The organism is Pseudomonas sp. SWRI18 (assembly GCF_014268345.1).
Classification (GTDB): domain Bacteria; phylum Pseudomonadota; class Gammaproteobacteria; order Pseudomonadales; family Pseudomonadaceae; genus Aquipseudomonas; species Aquipseudomonas cedrina.
Window position 1 is genome coordinate 56,566 of record NZ_JACCQQ010000020.1, and the last position, 14,741, is coordinate 71,306.

Consider the following 14,741-nt stretch of genomic DNA (forward strand, 5'->3'; position numbering starts at 1 on the left):
GAATAATTGTGTTTAATGTAAAATCGCTTTCGCGAGCAAGCCCGCTCCCACATTTGGAATGCATTCCCCTGTGGGAGCGGGCTTGCTCGCGAAGGGGTCCTAAAGATCACCCATGACTCGGCCTGCAAATCCAAAGACTCGCCTTCCTCCGCTCAAATCCACCAACTCCACCTCCCGGCTCTGCCCCGGCTCAAACCGCACCGCCGTGCCCGCCGGAATATTCAGGCGCATGCCACGGCTCGCCGCACGGTCAAACGTCAGCGCGTCATTGGTCTCGAAGAAGTGATAGTGCGAACCCACCTGGATCGGCCGGTCGCCGCTGTTGGCCACGCCGAGGGTGACGGTGCGCCGGCCGACGTTGAGTTCGATGTCGCCAGGCTGGATCTGATATTCACCAGGAATCATGCAGGTTGCCCCAGGGTCTTGTAGTAGATGGCGGTCGGGCTGTAGCGCCCGTCCGGGCTTTGGCAGTAGTCGGGCAGCTCACCGATTTTGGTATAGCGCAGCGACTGGTAGAAGGCTTCAGCAGGCGAGCCGGCTTCGGTGTCCAGGTACAGCAGGCCTCGTTTGTACTGGCGCGCCGCGAGTTCGAGGGCGTTCATCAATTGCTGGCCGAGGCCGTGGCGGCGGGCGCTGCTGTGCACCAGCAGTTTTTGCACCTCGGCGCGGTTCAGGCCGTTGGCTTTCTGGCACAGCGCCAACTGCACGCTCGCGATGACCTGCTCGTCACGCACCACCACCCACAGCAACAGGCTGGCGTCTTCGATACTGGCCTGCACGCCGTGCAAATAGTCGCGTGCCTGGGCCTCGTCGAAGTCGGCCATGAACCCGACCGAAGCGCCGTGCCTGACCGCATCCAGCAACAGCTCGATCAAGCCCAGGCGGTAGTGGGCAAAACTTTCAGCATTGACTCGACGCAGGTGCGCGGCGTTCATCGATGTCACTCCTTGGGCGGTTCGGCGCCAGGGTTCAGGGCCAATTGCATAAAGGTCAGGTCCAGCCAGCGGCCGAACTTGATGCCCACGCGGGGCATCTGCCCGGTGGTGATGAAACCCAGGCGTTCATGCAGGCGGATCGAGGCGTGGTTGCCACTCTCGATCGCCGCGACCATGACGTGCTTGCCGCAGGCGCGCGCGCGTTCGATCAGGGCTTGCATCAGGCGCGGGCCCAGGCCCTTGCCGCGTTGGTCGTTGCGCACGTACACCGAGTGCTCGACGCTGTAGCGGAAACCCTCGAAGGGCCGCCAGTCGCCGAACGAGGCGTAGCCGGTGACCTCAGCGTTTTCGACTGCAACCAGGATCGGATAACCCAGGGCCTGGCGCGCAGTGAACCAGGCCAGGCGGTTGTCCAGTTCCACCGGTTGTTCGTTCCAGATCGCCGTGGTGTTGAGCACCGCATCGTTGTAGATGTCGCGGATCGCCGGCAGATCGTTCTCGGTTGCCTCACGAATCATGGCCGGGCCTCATGCGATGGGCTGGTGCACGGTCACCAGCTTGGTGCCGTCGGGGAACGTGGCTTCCACCTGGATATCCGGGATCATTTCCGGGATGCCTTCCATGACCTGTTCGCGGCTGAGCAGGGTGGTGCCGTAATGCATCAGGTCGGCCACGGTGCGGCCATCGCGGGCGCCTTCCAGCAGGGCCGCCGAAATGTAGGCGATGGTTTCCGGGTAGTTGAGCTTCACCCCGCGTGCGAGGCGGCGTTCGGCGACTAAACCTGCGGTGAAGATCAGCAGTTTGTCTTTTTCCCGTGGGGTCAGGTCCATGGTTCAAGGTCCTTCATAATGCAATTTAAATGATGAACGCCAACCCCTGTAGGAGCGAGCTTGCTCGCGAAAAACCTGAGGGCACTGCGTACATTCAGGATGACCGCATTATCGTTAACGTCTTTCGCGAGCGAGCTCGCTCCTACAGGGAGGCGGATGTTCATGTGCTCCAAATTCGTGGTGCGACGGCGTCCCGGCCCAGCACTGCCGGGCGCAAAAGCCGCCATAAATCAATCAACCAACCCCGCGCCAGCAACGCTTCGCCGGCCAGGCAGCGCGCCACCAGCAAGCCGGGCAGTTGGGTCAAATCTCCGCGCACGGCATTGGGCAGGGCGCGGCATTGTTCAAGTAAGTCACTGTCGATTTCGCCGGTGAGCAACAGCGTGGCAAACACCGGTTGCCCGTCCAGGCCGATGGGCGAGTCGAGCAAACCATCGCCGCCGACAATGCGCTGGCGTTCATGCCAGAGCAACTGGCCATCACGGCGGATATCCAAATGGGATTGAAAGTGGCCCAGCTCAAAACGCTCGCCGCTGGCCGGGCGGCCGAGGGCGATCACGTCCCAGTAGAACAGGCGTGCATCGCCTTGCAGCTCGATGCGGGTAGTGAGTTCGGCCTGGGCGGCACTGAACACAATGGTTTCCTGGGGCAGCCATTCCAGGGTCGCGCCGGCCTCCACGGTGAGGTCGAGCTGCTGATAGGCCGGGCCGCCGGCGCGATACCATTTGGCCGCGCCGGGGCTGGTCAATTGTGCCCAGGCGCCCGCGCCGACATGGGCGCTGATGTCCAGGCGATCGCCACCGGCAATCCCGCCGGGCGGGTGCACGATGATGTGCTGGCACACCTCGGGGCCTTCGGCGTACAGGTGTTTTTGCACGCGCAGCGGGCCGAGGTGGCGGCGCATCACCGGGCGCGTGGTGTCGCCGAAACGCGCGTAGCCGAGTTCCAGCGCGGCGTGCCAGCTGGGGGTGAACAGGGCAGGGGAAACGGGCAGATTCATGGTGTGTACTTATTGTCGGGACGCCACAGATTAGATGGTAACCAGGCCACGCACACCCTCGCTTTGCATATTTTCTCCTCGTCCCTGCTGCACGATTTCGCCACGGGACATCACCAGGTACTGGTCGGCCAGTTCGGCGGCAAAGTCGTAGAACTGCTCGACCAACAGGATCGCCATATCGCCGCGCTCGGCGAGTTTCTTGATCACCGCGCCGATCTCCTTGATCACTGAGGGTTGGATGCCCTCAGTGGGTTCATCGAGGATCAGCAAGCGCGGACGGCTGGCCAGGGCGCGGCCAATCGCCAACTGTTGCTGCTGGCCGCCGGACAGGTCGCCGCCGCGCCGATGCTTCATCTGCAGCAATACCGGGAACAGCTCGTAGATAAACGCCGGCACTTCCTTGGCTTGCGAACCAGGAAAGCGTGACAGCCCCATCAGCAGGTTTTCTTCCACCGTCAGCCGCCCGAAAATCTCCCGACCCTGGGGCACGTAGGCGATGCCTGCGTGCACGCGCTGGTGTGGCTTGAAGCCGGTGATGGCGCGGCCTTCCCAATTCACCGTACCTTCCTTGGCCGGCAGCAAACCCATCAGGCACTTGAGCAAGGTGGTCTTGCCCACGCCGTTGCGGCCGAGCAGGCAAGTGACTTCGCCGATCTTCACGTCAAACGACAGCCCGCGCAGGATGTGGCTACCGCCGTAGTACTGGTGCAGCTTGTCGACTTGCAACATTCTCAAAACCTCCTCAATTCCCCCTGAGGGAACCGAATCAACTGTGGGAGCTGGCTTGCCTGCGAAAGCGATGGCGAATCCAACACTGCTATCGCAGGCAAGTCAGCTCCTGCATAAAGCAAGTTTGCGGCCGGGTCAGCGGCCGAGGTACACCTCGATCACGCGCTCATCGGCCTGCACCTGCTCCAGCGAGCCTTCGGCCAATACGCTGCCCTGGTGCAACACCGTCACATGGTCGGCAATCGAGCCGACAAACCCCATGTCGTGTTCCACCACCATCAACGAATGCTTGCCCGCCAGGCGCTTGAACAGTTCGGCGGTGAACTCGGTTTCGGCGTCGGTCATGCCCGCCACCGGTTCATCCAGCAGCAACAGTTGCGGGTCCTGCATCAGCAGCATGCCGATTTCCAGGAACTGCTTCTGGCCGTGGGACAGCAAGCCGGCCTGGCGATGCAGCGAGGCGGTGAGGCGAATGGTGTCGAGCACTTCATCGATGCGGTCCTTTTGCTCGCCGCTCAGGCGCGCGCGCAGGCTGGCCCATACCGATTTGTCGGTCTTCTGCGCGAGCTCCAGGTTTTCAAACACGCTGAGGGCCTCGAATACCGTGGGTTTTTGGAACTTGCGGCCGATGCCGGCCTGGGCGATCTGCACTTCACTCAGGCTGGTCAAGTCGAGGTTTTCGCCAAACCAGGCGGTGCCGTGGCTGGGGCGGGTCTTGCCGGTGATCACGTCCATCAGCGTGGTCTTGCCCGCGCCGTTGGGGCCGATGATGCAGCGCAATTCGCCGACGCCGATGTACAGGTTCAGGTCGTTGAGCGCCTTGAAACCGTCGAAGCTGACGCTGATGTCTTCCAGGCTCAAAATGGTGCCATGGCGCGTGTTAAGGCCCTTGCCCGCGGCCTGGCCAATGCCGATGGCATCGCGGCCGCTGCCTGCATCGAAAATAGGTTCAAGCATGACGTTCCTCATTTCTTCAGCAGGCCGATGACGCCCTTGGGCAGGTACAGGGTGACGATGATGAACAGCGCCCCCAGGAAGAACAGCCAGTATTCAGGGAAGGCCACGGTGAACCAGCTCTTCATGCCATTGACCACACCGGCGCCGAGCAGCGGCCCGATCAGCGTGCCGCGCCCGCCGAGGGCCACCCACACGGCGGCCTCGATGGAGTTGGTCGGCGACATTTCGCTGGGGTTGATGATGCCCACCTGCGGCACATACAGCGCCCCGGCCAAGCCGCACAGCACCGCGCTCAACACCCACACGAACAGCTTGAAGCCACGCGGGTCGTAGCCGCAGAACATCAGGCGGTTCTCGGCGTCGCGCAAGGCGGTCAATACGCGGCCGAACTTGCTGCGCGCCAGGCGCCAGCCGATGAACAGGCTGGTGACCAGCAGCAGCACCGTCGCGACAAACAACACCGCGCGCGTGCCCGGTTCGGTAATACCGAAGCCTAGAATGCTGCGGAAATTGGTGAAGCCGTTGTTGCCGCCAAACCCGGTCTCGTTGCGGAAGAACAGCAGCATGCCGGCAAAGGTCAGGGCCTGGGTCATGATTGAGAAGTACACGCCCTTGATCCGCGAACGGAAGGCGAAGAACCCGAATACCAGCGCCAGCACGCCTGGCGCCAGCACCACCAGGCACAGGGCCCAGAGGAAGTGCTGGGTGCCGACCCAGTACCAGGGCAATTCGGTCCACGACAGGAACGTCATGAACGCCGGCAGTTCATCGCCGGCCGCCTGGCGCATCAGGTACATGCCCATCGCGTAACCGCCCAGGGCAAAGAACAAACCATGGCCGAGGGAGAGCATCCCGGCGTAGCCCCACACCAGGTCCAACGCCAGGGCGACGATCGCGTAGCACAAGATCTTGCCCACCAGTGTCAGCGTATAGGCCGACACGTGCAGCGGGTTTTCCGGCGAGAGCAGGGAGCACAACGGCAAGGCCAGCAGCAGGATCAGGATGATCGCACCGGCGGCAATCGTCACCTTGGGACCGGCCTTTTGCGTGGCCGTAAGCATCAGTGGCTGGTTCATCAGTCGATCACCCGTCCTTTCAGTGCGAAGAGTCCTTGCGGGCGTTTCTGGATAAACAGAATGATCAGCGCGAGGATCAGGATCTTGCCGAGCACGGCGCCGATCTGCGGCTCCAGGATTTTATTGGCGATGCCCAGGCCGAAGGCCGCCATCACGCTGCCGGCCAACTGGCCCACGCCACCGAGTACCACGACAAGGAACGAGTCGATGATGTAGCTCTGGCCGAGGTCGGGGCCGACGTTACCGATCTGGCTCAGCGCTACGCCGCCCAGGCCGGCAATGCCCGAGCCCAGGCCGAACGCAAGCATGTCCACGCGCCCGGTGGGCACGCCGCAGCAGGCGGCCATGTTGCGGTTCTGGGTGACGGCGCGCACGTTGAGGCCCAGGCGCGTCTTGTTCAGCAGCAGCCAGGTCAGCACCACCACGCACAGCGCGAACGCGATGATCACGATGCGGTTGTAGGGCAGCACCAGGTTGGGCAGCACTTGAATGCCCCCGGACAACCACGCGGGGTTGGACACTTCGACGTTTTGCGCCCCGAACACCAGACGCACCAACTGGATCAGCATCAGGCTGATGCCCCAGGTGGCGAGCAGGGTTTCCAGGGGCCGGCCGTAGAGGTGACGAATCACCGTGCGTTCCAGGGCCATGCCGATGGTGGCCGTGACAAAAAACGCCACCGGCAGCGCGATCAACGGGTAAAACTCGATGGCCGCGGGCGCGTAGCGTTGCAGAATCAGCTGCACCACGTAGGTGGAATACGCGCCGAGCATCAGCATCTCGCCGTGGGCCATATTGATCACGCCGAGCAGGCCGAAGGTGATCGCCAGCCCCAAGGCGGCCAGCAACAGGATCGAACCCAGGGACATGCCGCTGAAGGCCTGCCCGAGCATCTCGCCCATCATCAATTTGCGCTTGACCTGGGCCAGGCTGGTTTCGGCGGCGGTGTGCACGGCGGCGTCGGTTTCAACGCCGGGGGCAAGCAATGCCTCAAGACGGGTGCGCGCCAGCGGGTCGCCGGTGCTGCCGAGCAAACGCACGGCAGCCAGGCGCACCGCGGGGTCGCTGTCGACCAGTTGCAGATTGGCCAGCGCCAGACTGAGGGCGGTGTGCACGTCCTCGTCGGTTTCGGCGGCGACGCGTTGGTCGAGGAATTTGAGTTGCGCCGGTTGCGCACTTTTTTGCAGGGTCTGCGCGGCCGCCAGGCGTACCTTGGGGTCGGCGGCGAGCAGTTGCTGGCTGGCCCTTACGTTGTCGATCAGGCCACGCAGGCGGTTGTTCAGGCGTACGGTTTTCACTTCACCGTTGAGCGTGAGTTGGCCTTGCTGCAGGGCGTCCACCAGCTCGATGCGCGCCGGGTCGGGCTGGGCGGCCCAGTCCTGGAGGAGCTTGGCTTGCTGGGTCGGGTTGGCGGACAGGAAGTCTTCGGCGTCGCTGGCGTGTGCGGCTAAAGGCAGCACAAACAGCAAAGCCAGGAAATAGCGGTAGAGGGCAGTGGGCATAAACAAATGTCCTGATCATGCGCGGTCAAAACTGTGGGAGCGGGCTTGCTCGCGAATGCGTTGTGTCAGCCAATACATCTGTTACTGACCCACCGTATTTGCGAGCAAGTCGCACCGCCGCTCCCAAATTTTTGACCGCGTGGGGCTTTAGTTGCTCTTCACTGCATGGTCCGGCTTTTTGTCATTGCCAGGAATGTACGGGCTCCACGGCTGGGCGCGGATCGGCTCTTGGGTCTGCCATACCACCGAGAACTGCCCATCGGCCTGGATCTCGCCGATCATCACCGGCTTGTGCAGGTGGTGGTTGGTCTTGTCCATGGTCAGGGTGAAACCCGACGGCGCATCGAAGGTTTGCCCGGCCAAGGCTTCACGCACTTTGTCGACGTCGGTGGACTTGGCTTTCTCGGCGGCCTGCGCCCACATATGGATGCCCACGTAGGTGGCTTCCATCGGGTCGTTGGTCACGGCTTTATCCGCGCCCGGCAGGTTGTGCTTCTTGGCGTAGGCTTTCCAATCGGCGACGAATTTCTTGTTCACTGGGTTCTCCACCGACTGGAAGTAGTTCCAGGCGGCGAGGTTGCCCACCAGCGGCTTGGTGTCGATGCCGCGCAGTTCTTCTTCACCCACCGAGAAAGCCACCACCGGTACGTCGGTGGCTTTCAGGCCCTGGTTGGCCAGCTCTTTGTAGAATGGCACGTTGGAGTCGCCGTTCACGGTGGAGATCACCGCAGTCTTGCCGCCGGCCGAGAATTTTTTGATGTTGGCGACGATGGTCTGGTAATCGGCATGGCCGAAGGGGGTGTAGACCTCTTCGATGTCTTTGTCCGCCACGCCTTTGGAATGCAGGAACGAACGCAGGATCTTGTTGGTGGTGCGCGGGTACACGTAGTCGGTGCCCAACAGGAAGTAGCGCTTGGCGCCGCCGCCTTCTTCGCTCATCAGGTATTCCACCGCAGGGATCGCCTGCTGGTTCGGTGCCGCACCGGTATAGAACACGTTCGGCGACATCTCTTCGCCTTCGTATTGCACCGGGTAGAACAACAGGCCATTGAGTTCTTCGAACACCGGCAGCACCGATTTACGCGACACCGAGGTCCAGCAGCCGAACACCACGGCCACCTTGTCCTGGGTCAGCAACTGCCGGCCTTTTTCAGCGAACAACGGCCAGTTCGACGCCGGGTCGACCACCACCGGCTCGAGCATCTTGCCGTTCACCCCGCCCTTGGCGTTGATCTCGTCGATGGTCATCAGCGCCATGTCCTTGAGCGACGTCTCGGAGATGGCCATGGTCCCGGACAACGAGTGCAGGATGCCGACCTTGATGGTCTCGGCGGCCTGTACGGTCCAGGTCAGGCCCATGGCGGCAATGCTGGCCGTGAGTGTGAAAGCCTTGATCAAGCTGCGACGCTGCATGGTGCGATCTCCGTGACCGATTTTTTTTGGATGGCTGATAAGGGGCATTACTCAGGAGATAGCAAGGGCTGTGCCTAAGTCGCCAAACCCATGCCGGCAAGGCGGCTGAGGGCGTCGGCAACACCTGCGCGCACCATTGTGGCGCTCTTGGAGCGCAAGTGGGCAGGTCGGTGTGCCGTTGTGGTGCCTGTTTGATTTATGTAGCGCCCCTTTGCGCTGTGACGCTTCCAAGATGGTGGAAGATCCAGTGCCTGCCTCTGTGGGGGCTGGTTGATCAACTTCTCAGAACAGGTCTTCTCATGGACGAACACAACCAGCCCGTAAAGCGCGCCGCGATTGCCGCCGGCCATTCCAGGCTGCCCAAACTTACCCCGGCCTTTCTCGATGTTGATGACGCCGCGCGGTACGTGCACGAGCAAATCGGCACTCGACGTGATGTCGAGTACGGCAGCGTGATCATGCAACGCCTCTCCGACCAGTTGTATGTGGCGACCGAGCCGGTCAGGGATGAGGCAAGACAGTTCGACCTCACCAGGATCATCGAGCGCGACAGGACAACGGGGGCGCTTGTGAACCCGCAGGGCTACCGATTGGTCGGCTTTCTGCACTCTCATCCGGATACCTTTGAAGAGATACAACGCCAGGAACCGAAGTGGTCGCCCACGCAGGTCAAGGCATTCGTCGGTTTTTTCGCTACGCAAGACATCATCAATAACTGGCGACTGCGTCATCAAATACCGTTCGCTTATTTGTCCGGCCCTGACGGCGCGTTGCTCCGCTACGCCTCCAGCAACACCGTGGCCGAAGGGCAGCGCGTGCTCTGGCTGGACGGTAAAGGTCCGTGGACGTCCGCCCATGACCGTGAACTGACACAGGAGGGTGGCTACAAAGGCCTGGCAGAGGTGGGGTCATTGCGCTTTGTGGTGTCCAGCGCTGCGTGGGGCGGGTCGGTCGGTGATGTGCCGTCCGATTGGGAACCCTATAAAGCGTTCAAGGCGCCCGCGTTGCCGCTGGCGTGCGGGCCGCTGTTCGCGGATGTGCAACAGGCGCTGGCTTATGCCTGGCGCCGCATTCAGCGCCAGCCCACCGTCAGGCAGCGCGTATTTATCCTGCAACTCAATGGTGGCGAACAGTTTTGTACGAGTGAGCCCGAAAAGATTGAAGGGCTTGCACAGACGCTGCCGAGGTTGCCCGAGGGCTGCCATTTACACGGGATTTATTTCCACGCGCGGCCGCTGCCGGGCAATTACCCCGAGTGGGAACCCTGGCTGTACAAAAATTTCGTCAGCCCCCTGGAGCTGGCACAACACATCGCGCAGTTTCGCCAATACAGCCTTGGGACCCAGTCGACCTTGGGCGTCTCGCTGTATATCCGCATGCGCGACGAAGCCATCCTGCGCTACCGGTTTTCCGGCTCGGCGCTGGAGTCGCAGCTGCTTATCGAGCACGAAGACGGCACGGTTCGCGACAACGGCCTCCAGGCCGCACTGCACAACGCCTCGTTGTTGACGCGCGGCTTTGTCGGGCTGGTGGCCAAGGCCGGCGAGTTGAGCGTAGAGAAAACCAGCGCACTGTGGGACCGGCCAGGGATTGTCGATGAACACTGGTTGCCTTATTCGAAGACAACCTTGCCTTCCTTGAGCGCGGCGTTTTTGACGGCCGATGACGCTGCCCGTTACGCCCATCAGCAAATCGGTCCGCTGCGCGAGCAGGAAATGGGTGGGCTGATCCTGAAGCGACGCGACGGGTATTTCGTGATCACCGCTCCTGTGGCTACCGGGCCGAGGCCGTTTGCGTTTGCCGAGCTGTACCCGGTGGATCGCCAGAAAAAACCCATTATTCTCACCCCGGGGCATCGCCTGCATGGGCGTTATGGCTCGCGCCGGGCATTGTCTCTGAGCGATCCGGCCCAGGCTGCACGCTACAAATGGACGCGTGCCGACGTCGAGCTTTACGGGCAAACGTTCCACGATCTTGATGTCGCCGACCTGCTGGCGGCCGAGTGTGTGGGGTATCTTTGCGGCGCCGACGACAGCTTGATCGCCCTGGCGCCCTCCACCACCACAAGCGAGTGGCGGCAGTTATGGCAGACCGATGCGACGGGCGCCGACAGCGCGATTGCCAAGAGCCTTGCGCAGGGCACTCGAACCGCCGCCGATATGGTCAGGACCCTGGCCGAGTGCGGCACGTTGCGCATTGTTATCGGCAACGCGCTGTGGGGGCCGGCCGGGTTCGTGGAACTCGATTGGGGGCCAGGCGTGCGCGTGCTGGAGTTCCAGCGGCCGGAGTCGGTCAGTCATGGGCCGGTCCTGCACAGCGCCGATGCCGCCGCCGACGATGTGCAGCGCTGCGAACTGCACAACCACGGGGAGCATTACGTCGATGTCTACTTTGGCTTCATTCTCAAACATGAAACGCGCGAGGAGTATGTCGCCAGTCAACTGATCCCGGTCAATCGCAAGGCAGCCCTGCTGTCGCTTGCCAGCCTGTATGGCGAGCATCTGCCGGAGGGTTTTGGCTGTCATGCGTTGTATTACGCGCGGCCGTTGGCGGGCAATGGTGCGATGCAGTGGCTGCAGCGGTTTTTTATCGAACTCAAGGACTTCAGCGACGCGATTACCCAGGCGCGTGCCAACGCCTCCAGGCCGCCGGCAGGCGCGCCGATCTATATCGCGCCGCCAGACGGGGCGCTGTTGTGTTACCAATCGCCGTCGACGAGCGCGTTGTTCGAAACCCTCAGCAACGGCGACGATGCGACGGTACTGCAGGCCAAACTCGATATGGGCACCACGGACGCGGTGAAGGTGGTGCGACAGGTCGCGACGTCGGGCAGTTTGCGGGTGATCCGCACGAGCCACTGCTGGGCGCGTTCGGGCCCGGTAGAGGGACTGTGGAACCCCTATGCGAACCTGCTGCGACGGCGACTGAGCCCGACGTTTTTAACCATGGACGATGCCGCCCGTTATGTGCGCCGACGCGTTGCACCCAATCTGGACACGGCCTACGGCGGCCTTATTCTGCGGCGTGATGACGGTTGGTTTGTCGCCACGGAACCGGCGCGTTTGCTTGACGAAGTGTTCGACGTCAAATGGATCTTTCCCGATGAACTGGTCACCCGCGGGCTGTACCCGCTGCGCACGGTGGTGGTCGCCAGCTATCACTCAAGGCCTGCAAGGCACTGGCCGTTCGTGCTGTCGCCTGCTGAATCGGCGATCTACAGCAACACGTTTTCCACGCGTCTGCTGTCCCAGGCATTGCTGGGCGATCCGGTGCGCCGCTACCACTATCTGCTGGCGCCGGAGGGTGCGGTGATTCGCTTGCGTTCGCGACCCGAATTGAAATACCCGGAAATCACCGAGGCTGACCTGATTGCCCGCCCGCATGACCCTCATAGTTGGGTGCGCGGGGCGCTGGAACAACGGATTCGCAACGGGCAGCTGACCCCCGGCGAATATGTCAATCGCGTGGCCCGCACCTTCGAGTTGCAGGTGGTGCAGAGCAGTGCGCTGTGGGGCGAAGACGGTCCGGTTGGCGCCTGGCGCGCTTTTGCCGCGCCGGCCCGTGGCACCGGCAACTACGTGCAGGCCCGCCAGGACCCGGCGTGCAGCCCGGTGCACGCGAGCGCGGATGACGCGGCGCGTTATGCGCATGAAATGGCCGGCGCGCGCAGTGAGTTGCAGTTCGGCTATGTGTTGCAGGCCATGGGCAAGGAGCAGTTTGTCTCCACGCTGCCGGTCACCGACGACGGCTCGGGCCTGGCCCATCGTCGTGTGTTTTCGGATGCCGGATACCCGCACCGCTATGAATTGGCCGCAATGTACATCTGTGGGGCGTACATCGAAGATTTTCACCCAGGCGGGCGTTTTCTCAGTGGCGACGAGATCTACCGTGGGCTGATCTCGCCCGTGACGCTTCAGGCCGCCACTTACCAGGTCAGCGCCACGGCCAAGCGGGCGGCGTTGCCCCTGTACCTGTCATGTGCCGATGGCGCGTTGCTGAAGTTCACGGTGCGTAACGGGATTCTATTCCGGCAGAACGACCAGGTTTTGTTGAAGCTTCGCTCGCTGACGCCACGCGCTTATATTCGGCGCATTGCCGCCGCCGGCGACCTGCGTATTCTGGTGCCCAGCGACAATTGGCCGGGCGTCGGCATAGTGGACGCGCAGTGGCAACCGGGGAGTTCGCGGGGCGTGCCACCGGCCAGCGAAAACCGTTGGGCGCAGGGGCCGATTCACGCGCACCGCGATGATGCGGCAGAGTATATCCACCGTCGCGCCGGGCGCTTTGAGGGCCAGCAAGCGATCAGTGCATTGCTGGAGAACGTCGGCGGCAGCGACAACCATATCCCTACGCTGGCGGAGGCGGACGAGGGGTTCCCTTCTGCCACCGCGGCGCGCCTGTTTCCGGCAGCGCTGATCGGCGTGCACCCGCAATGGCCGCAGGGTTATCGGGTCAGCGCTGCGCATTTGATCTTTCATGCCGGGTTGGATCAGCCGCAGTTGGGTGCAGAGCGCTCGTACCAGGTCAACTTTGTGTCCTGGCGCGAACTGGGTTTTTACCTGCACACCTTGAGGCAACAGGGGCTGCACATCAGCGGCTTTTACCTGACCGCCCGCGACGGCGCCTTGCTCGCCTACACGCCAAGCTTCAGCCGCGACGAATACAACCTGCTGGCGACCACCGGCAAATGGCTGGAGAGCAGCGGCTACACCGCGTTCGCCCCCGCGCCGTCCGGAGTGATCTCGGAGCTGGCGCGCATCGGCGAGTTGCGCGTGATCCGCAGCGGCGAGTTCTGGACGGTGCACTCCCGCCTTGCCCCCGATCTGAAACTGCCGGATGCATCCACTCAAAGGCCTGTAAGGGATGAACTTTAATCCCTTTATGCGGAACCCGAGGCGGTCTGATCCCGGTTGAAAAGACGCGCCAACACCAGGCGATCCAGCAACCCCACCAGGATCAACGAGGCGCCCACCAACGGGAAGAGGATCGCCAGCCCCAGCATGATCACCATCGCGGTTTTCCACTTGGGCAAGTCATGGCGCAGCGGCGGCACACCGAGGCCGCCCTGTGGCCGGCGCTTCCACCAGATCACCACGCCACTGACCGCGCTGAGCAGGATCATCAGGCAGATCACCAACACGATCAGCTGGTTGACCCAGCCGAACATCTTGCCCTCGTGCAGCATCACGCCGCTCTCGGTGGCGCGGGCGATGAGGTTGTAGTGTTCCCAGCGCACATCGGCCAGGACCTTGCCGATGTACTGGTCCACATGCAGAGTGGCGTCATTGCGCGGGTTGTCGGCGAACACCGCAACCGTGAACACGCCTTGGGCGGTGGTGGGGAAGGTAATGTTGTAGCCGGGCTCGACATTGCGCGCGGTGGCCAGGTCGACGACCTGCTGCAGGCGCACCGTGGGCGCGGCCGGGGCTGAGTGCAGGGCGCCATGGTTCATGTGCTCGGCATGGTCGCCGGACATCGGCATCGGTGTGTTTTCCATGGCCCAGGGCACGGTTTGTTGCGTCGAGGTATTAAGCACGCGCGCCTGCTGGTCTGACTGCGGCACGTTGTTCCACATCGCTGCCGGGAAGGTGTTCCACAGATCGGCGTATTGCTTGCCCCAGAAGCCGGTCCAGGTCATGCCGCTGAGCAGCATCATCAGCAGCAGTGACGCGCCCCAAAAACCGGTCACCGCGTGCATATCGCGCCAGAACACCCGGCCACGGCTGTTCAGGCGAGGCCACAGCACACCCGCCGACGACTTGCCGCGCGGCCACCACAGGTACAGGCCCGAGACCACCAGCATCACGCCCCAGCCGGCGGCCAGTTCCACCAGGCGATCGCCGACGGTGCCGATCATCAGTTCGCCGTGCAGCGCGCGGGCGATGGCTTGCAGGTTGTATTTGGCGTCCTGTTCGCCGAGTACGGTGCCGCGATACGGGTCGACGAACACCGTCACTTCGCGGCCGCCGTTTTGCATCACGAATTGCGCGCTACGGGTAGCGTCAACGGGGGGCAGGTATTTGCTGATCGCGCCTTGGGGGTAAGCGGCCTGGGCGCGTTGCAGTTGCTCGTCGGCGCTCAAGGCGTGCTCGGCGGCGGGCACGGTGAGCAGGTCAGCGTACATGAGCGGGTCGAGCTGGGGTTTGAACAGGTAGATGATTCCGGTCAGCGCCAGCAGCACCATGAAAGGGGCGACGAAGAGGCCGGCGTAGAAGTGCCAGCGCCAGGCCAGGTTGTAGAAAGAGATTTTTTGGGTGCTCATTTGGGGCTCCGCAAGGCTTTGATTTTTTGTGTTCGTT

12 protein-coding genes are annotated in these 14,741 nt (G+C 62.6%); 1 reads left to right on the forward strand and 11 read right to left on the reverse strand.

Annotated elements, in window-relative coordinates; genetic code table 11:
* Positions 1 to 99: 99 nt before the first annotated feature.
* The 10 genes from H0Z09_RS20430 to urtA form a co-directional block, all read right to left on the reverse strand.
* The gene (locus H0Z09_RS20430) at positions 100 to 405 is read right to left on the reverse strand and encodes an urease subunit beta (protein WP_186692973.1); all 306 of its coding nucleotides are present in this window, start codon (positions 403 to 405) and stop codon (positions 100 to 102) included.
* Positions 402 to 935: a GNAT family N-acetyltransferase gene (locus H0Z09_RS20435; protein WP_186692975.1), complete on the reverse strand. Its 534-nt coding sequence runs from the start codon at positions 933 to 935 to the stop codon at positions 402 to 404. The genes H0Z09_RS20430 and H0Z09_RS20435 overlap by 4 nt, the downstream gene beginning before the upstream one ends.
* Before the next feature lie 5 nt (positions 936 to 940).
* Positions 941 to 1,453 carry a GNAT family N-acetyltransferase gene (locus H0Z09_RS20440; RefSeq protein WP_186692978.1) on the reverse strand — a complete coding sequence of 171 codons (513 nt, stop codon included), beginning with the start codon at positions 1,451 to 1,453 and terminating at the stop codon, positions 941 to 943.
* Positions 1,454 to 1,462: 9 nt separating this feature from the next.
* Positions 1,463 to 1,765, reverse strand: a complete 303-nt coding sequence (gene ureA / locus H0Z09_RS20445) for an urease subunit gamma (protein WP_186692980.1) — start codon at positions 1,763 to 1,765, stop codon at positions 1,463 to 1,465.
* A 160-nt stretch (positions 1,766 to 1,925) separates the two neighbouring features.
* The gene (locus H0Z09_RS20450) at positions 1,926 to 2,765 is read right to left on the reverse strand and encodes an urease accessory protein UreD (RefSeq protein WP_186692982.1); all 840 of its coding nucleotides are present in this window, start codon (positions 2,763 to 2,765) and stop codon (positions 1,926 to 1,928) included.
* Between the two features lie 30 nt (positions 2,766 to 2,795).
* Positions 2,796 to 3,494 carry an urea ABC transporter ATP-binding subunit UrtE gene (gene urtE / locus H0Z09_RS20455; RefSeq protein WP_076954531.1) on the reverse strand — a complete coding sequence of 233 codons (699 nt, stop codon included), beginning with the start codon at positions 3,492 to 3,494 and terminating at the stop codon, positions 2,796 to 2,798.
* Between the two features lie 135 nt (positions 3,495 to 3,629).
* A complete protein-coding gene (urtD, locus tag H0Z09_RS20460) occupies positions 3,630 to 4,463 on the reverse strand; it encodes an urea ABC transporter ATP-binding protein UrtD (RefSeq protein WP_186692984.1) in 834 nt (277 codons plus the stop codon).
* Positions 4,460 to 5,527: an urea ABC transporter permease subunit UrtC gene (gene urtC, locus H0Z09_RS20465; protein ID WP_186692986.1), complete on the reverse strand. Its 1,068-nt coding sequence runs from the start codon at positions 5,525 to 5,527 to the stop codon at positions 4,460 to 4,462. Before urtC ends, urtD begins: the two co-directional genes overlap by 4 nt.
* Positions 5,527 to 7,029 carry an urea ABC transporter permease subunit UrtB gene (gene urtB, locus H0Z09_RS20470; protein WP_186692989.1) on the reverse strand — a complete coding sequence of 501 codons (1,503 nt, stop codon included), beginning with the start codon at positions 7,027 to 7,029 and terminating at the stop codon, positions 5,527 to 5,529. The genes urtC and urtB overlap by 1 nt, the downstream gene beginning before the upstream one ends.
* Positions 7,030 to 7,176: 147 nt before the next feature.
* The gene (gene urtA / locus H0Z09_RS20475; protein WP_076954527.1) at positions 7,177 to 8,442 is read right to left on the reverse strand and encodes an urea ABC transporter substrate-binding protein; all 1,266 of its coding nucleotides are present in this window, start codon (positions 8,440 to 8,442) and stop codon (positions 7,177 to 7,179) included.
* A 299-nt stretch (positions 8,443 to 8,741) separates the two neighbouring features.
* On the opposite strand from urtA, the gene H0Z09_RS20480 reads away from it, so the two are divergent.
* Positions 8,742 to 13,316 carry a DUF4329 domain-containing protein gene (locus H0Z09_RS20480; RefSeq protein WP_186692991.1) on the forward strand — a complete coding sequence of 1,525 codons (4,575 nt, stop codon included), beginning with the start codon at positions 8,742 to 8,744 and terminating at the stop codon, positions 13,314 to 13,316.
* Between the two features lie 5 nt (positions 13,317 to 13,321).
* Here the strand turns inward: H0Z09_RS20480 and H0Z09_RS20485 are convergent, their stop codons facing one another.
* Complete coding sequence (locus tag H0Z09_RS20485; RefSeq protein WP_186692993.1) at positions 13,322 to 14,704, reverse strand: PepSY domain-containing protein; 1,383 nt, start codon at positions 14,702 to 14,704, stop codon at positions 13,322 to 13,324.
* Between the last annotated feature and the right edge of the window lie 37 nt (positions 14,705 to 14,741).

Bases quoted from the DNA above. Each gene is read 5' to 3' on its own strand.
- H0Z09_RS20430 (WP_186692973.1), bottom strand. From the start codon at position 405: ATGATTCCTGGTGAATATCAGATCCAGCCTGGCGACATCGAACTCAAC.
- H0Z09_RS20435 (WP_186692975.1), bottom strand. From the start codon at position 935: ATGAACGCCGCGCACCTGCGTCGAGTCAATGCTGAAAGTTTTGCCCAC.
- H0Z09_RS20440 (WP_186692978.1), bottom strand. From the start codon at position 1,453: ATGATTCGTGAGGCAACCGAGAACGATCTGCCGGCGATCCGCGACATC.
- ureA (WP_186692980.1), bottom strand. From the start codon at position 1,765: ATGGACCTGACCCCACGGGAAAAAGACAAACTGCTGATCTTCACCGCA.
- H0Z09_RS20450 (WP_186692982.1), bottom strand. From the start codon at position 2,765: ATGAATCTGCCCGTTTCCCCTGCCCTGTTCACCCCCAGCTGGCACGCC.
- urtE (WP_076954531.1), bottom strand. From the start codon at position 3,494: ATGTTGCAAGTCGACAAGCTGCACCAGTACTACGGCGGTAGCCACATC.
- urtD (WP_186692984.1), bottom strand. From the start codon at position 4,463: ATGAGGAACGTCATGCTTGAACCTATTTTCGATGCAGGCAGCGGCCGC.
- urtC (WP_186692986.1), bottom strand. From the start codon at position 5,527: ATGAACCAGCCACTGATGCTTACGGCCACGCAAAAGGCCGGTCCCAAG.
- urtB (WP_186692989.1), bottom strand. From the start codon at position 7,029: ATGCCCACTGCCCTCTACCGCTATTTCCTGGCTTTGCTGTTTGTGCTG.
- urtA (WP_076954527.1), bottom strand. From the start codon at position 8,442: ATGCAGCGTCGCAGCTTGATCAAGGCTTTCACACTCACGGCCAGCATT.
- H0Z09_RS20480 (WP_186692991.1), top strand. From the start codon at position 8,742: ATGGACGAACACAACCAGCCCGTAAAGCGCGCCGCGATTGCCGCCGGC.
- H0Z09_RS20485 (WP_186692993.1), bottom strand. From the start codon at position 14,704: ATGAGCACCCAAAAAATCTCTTTCTACAACCTGGCCTGGCGCTGGCAC.